Below are 3,778 nucleotides of genomic sequence, written 5' to 3' on the forward strand. Positions count from 1 at the left end.
GAACCGACCGGGCCCTGGGGCGGGATGTCCGGGTCCGGCGGCCCCGGTCGGGCCTACGCGAACCGTCGGACACGCCCTCGTGCGGGCACGGCGGAAGAGATCAAAAGGAAGGGGGGAATCGGCCGGAAGACGGCCGGAGCGGCACTACTGGGGCCTGCGAGCGGCCACGCGGGTGCGCGGGCGGGCCGGCACGGAGACGCCCGGGCGTCCGCCCCTCCGACGTCTCGAAGCCCCGCAGGTTCTCCTCGCCCGGCTCATGCGACCCCCGTCACTTCGTCCTCAACCGCTGCAACGCCATCATCACCGATGGCGTCCTTCGGCCGTCCTCGAACCGTCCCGGCCGGATCACCCCCCGGCCGTGGGCCGTCGCGTCCTTCGGGCGCGGAACGGAGCGCCGCCCGCAGGCGTTCGACCAGGTGTCCGACGTGTCGTCAGACAGCGCTCGGGGTCCATGGAAATTGTTCGAGCGGGACGTCATCCGGCGGGTAGCATCGCGCTTTTGAGCGCGGAACCGGTCCGGTGACGGCTGCCCGCGATACACGGGGGAGGCTGCGTGAGGTTCCGAATCCTGGGACCACTGGAGGTACGAGCGAACCATCGGAAGGTGCTCCCGGCCGGCGTCCGGCAGCACCTGGTGCTCGCCCTCCTGCTCCTGAAGTCCAACCAGAACGTCCCGCTGAGCGAACTCGTCGACGCCGTCTGGGACGACCCGCCGCGAACGGCCGAGAAGCAGATCCGCAACGCCGTCTCCCTGCTGCGCGGCCTGCTCAGGTCCGCCGGGGTGGCCAACCTCCCGGCGGCGGTCGGCGCCAACGGCTACCGGCTCGACCTGCCCGACGACCAACTGGACCTGACGGTCTTCACCGACTCGCTGGCCACCGCGCGCCGCCGGGCCGTCGAAGGACGGCCGGACGAGGCGATCGCCGAGTTCCGCGCCAGCCTCGCGCTATGGCGCGGACCGGCCCTCGCCGGGCTCACCGCGACCGCGCTCCAGCCGTACACCTCACGGCTGGAGGAGCAGCGACTGACCGCCCTCGAAGACTGCCTCGACCTCGAACTCGCCCTGGGGAAAGACCAGTCGGTGGTTCCCGAACTGATCGACTGGCTCGCCGCCCACCCGCTGCGGGAACGGCTGGCCGGCCAGCTCATGCTGGCGCTGTACCTCTCGGGCCGTCAGTCGCAGGCGCTGGCCGTGTACGAGTCGACCCGGCGCCGGCTGGCCGACGCGCTCGGCCTGGAACCCGTCCCGGAGCTGCGCGACCTGCGCCAGCGCATCCTCACCAACGACGGCACCCTGGGCCGCCCCCGGACCTTCGCGCTCGCCCCCCGCGCCCCGCACAGCCTGCCCAAGGACATCAGCCACTTCACCGGCCGGGACCGGGAGCTGCGCACCCTGGTCGACGAGGTGGCGGCCGGCCGCCGGCGCTCGGAGCCCAACGACGTGGTGCTGGCCGCGATCGACGGCATGCCCGGGGTCGGCAAGACCTCGCTCGCCGTCCACCTGGCGCACCGGATGACCGAGCGCTACCCCGACGCCCAGCTCTACCTGGACCTGCACGCCCACAGCCGGGACCAGGCCCCGCTGGACCCCGGCGCCGCGCTGGAGAAGCTGCTGCGCTCGGTGGACGTCACCGGCACCGACCTGCCCGAGGACGTGGAGGAGCGGGCCGCGCTGTGGCGCACCAGCCTGGCCGGTCTGCGGGCCGTCCTCGTCCTGGACAACGCGGCCAGCACCGCCCAGATCCGGCCGCTGCTCCCGGGCACCACCGACTGCCTGACCCTGGTCACCAGCCGCGACCGGCTGACCGACTTGGACGCCACCGCGGTGCTGTCCCTGGAGCCGCTGGCCCCGGCCGGCGCGCGACGGCTGCTGACCCGGATCCTCGGCGAACGGCGGGTGGCCGTCGAGCCCAAGAGCGTCGGCGAGCTGCTGCGGCTGTGCGGCAACCTCCCGCTGGCCGTCCAGATCGCGGCGGCCCGGCTGCGCCACCGGCCGACCTGGACCATCGCCCACCTGACCGCCCAGCTGCGCGGCCCCCGGCGCGGGCTGACCGAGCTGAGGACCGCGGAGACCAGTCTCGAAGCCGCCTTCCAGCTCTCCTACCGCCGGCTCGGCGCCGACCACCAGCACCTGTTCCGACTGCTGGGCGTGGTGCCGGGCCCGGAGTTCGACGCGGACGCCGCCGCCGCGGCCACCGGGATCACCCGCCCGGGCGCGGACCGCCTGCTGGAACGGCTGCTCGACGCACATCTGCTGGAGCAGCCGTCCGAGGAGCGCTACCGGCTGCACCCCCTGCTGCACGCCTACGCCGTCCATCTGGCCGCCACCGACGTCCCCGAGGCCGAGCGGGAGGCGGCCCTGACCCGCCTGCTGGACCACTACCGGCGCACCGCCGCCGCGGCGATGGACCTGCTCGCCCCGCAGTGGCGATCCGACCGGCCGGCCGCCACCCCGCCGTGCCGGGAGATCGCGCCCCCGGCCGCCCACGAGCGGGCCGCGGAGTGGCTCGAAGCGGAGTGGCCGACCCTGCTGACCGCCGCGGAGGCGGCCCAGCGCGACCGGCCCGGGCACAGCGCCGACCTGTTCCGGATCCTGCGCCACTTCCTGCACCTGCGCGGCCAGCACACCGAGGCGCTCTCGCTGCACACCGGCGCCGTCGAGCTGGCCCGGGACACCGCCGACCGTGAGCTGGAGAGCCTGGCCCGCTACGGCCTGGGGCTGGCCAACCAGCGGCTCGGCCGGTACGACGCCGCCCTGACCCACTTCCGGCAGGCGCTGGACGTCGCGCGCGACGTCGGCGACCACGTGACCCACGGCCGCTCGCTCAGCAACATCGGCCTGGTGCTGCACCGGCTCGGCCACTACGAGAGCGCGCTCACCCACTTCGGCCAGGCCCTCGCGCTGGCCCGCGACACCGGCACCCCGGCGGCCGAGTGCCACGCCCTGTCGGGCCTGGGCCTGGTCCACGAACGCCTCGGCCGCTACCGCACCGCCCTCGCCCACCTGGGCCAGGCCCTGGCCATCGCCCAGCACATCGACGACCGCGACATCCAGGGCTACGTACTGGGCAACCTCGGCCGGGTGCAAGGCAGTTCGGACCAGTACCAGACGGCCGGCGAGAGCCTGCGGCGGGCGCTGGCCACCGCCCGGGACACCGGCTCGCGGGACGTCGAGGGCCATGCCCTGTGCGGTCTGGCCGTGGTCGACGAGCGGCTCGGGAACCACGACACCGCCCTCACCCACCTGCACCTGGCGCTCGAACTCGCCCGCGGCACCGGCACCCGCGACCTCGAAGGGCAGGCCCTGTGCGGCCTGGCGGTCGTCCACGAGCGGCTCGGGAACCACGACACCGCCCTCACCCACGCGCACCTGGCGCTCGAACTCGCCCGCGACACCGGCACCCGCGACCTCGAGGGGCACGCCCTGTGCACCCTCGGCGTGGTCCGCACCCGCCTCGGGGACCACGACGCCGCCCTCGCCCACCTGATGCCGGCCCTCGAACTCGCCCGCGACACCGGCACCCGCGACCTGGAGGGGCACGCGCTCAACAGTCTGGGCGAGCTGTCCCTCACGCGCGAGCGCCCGGCCGACGCTCTGGAGCTGCACGGCCGGGCGCTGGTCATCGCCCAGGAGATCGGAAGCCGCTACCGGCAGGGCCAGGCGCACCGCGGCCTCGCCGCCGCCCACCGCGCGTTCGGCCGCCCGGAGGCCGCGAACGAGCACGAGCAGCGGGCCCGGGGGCTGGCCCCCGGCCGGGGACTGTGCCCCCGCTAGCAC

Annotated in this window: 1 protein-coding gene; it reads left to right on the forward strand. The window is 74.9% G+C overall.

Annotated elements, in window-relative coordinates; genetic code table 11:
* The first annotated feature begins 604 nt into the window (after positions 1–604).
* Entirely contained in the window at positions 605–3,775 is a 3,171-nt protein-coding gene (locus tag ACFRMQ_RS39230) for an ATP-binding protein (RefSeq protein WP_380735676.1), read from the forward strand.
* The last annotated feature ends 3 nt before the right edge of the window (positions 3,776–3,778 follow it).

The sequence above is a fragment of the Kitasatospora sp. NPDC056783 genome, assembly GCF_042789895.1.
In the GTDB taxonomy this organism is placed as follows: Bacteria; Actinomycetota; Actinomycetes; order Streptomycetales; family Streptomycetaceae; genus Kitasatospora.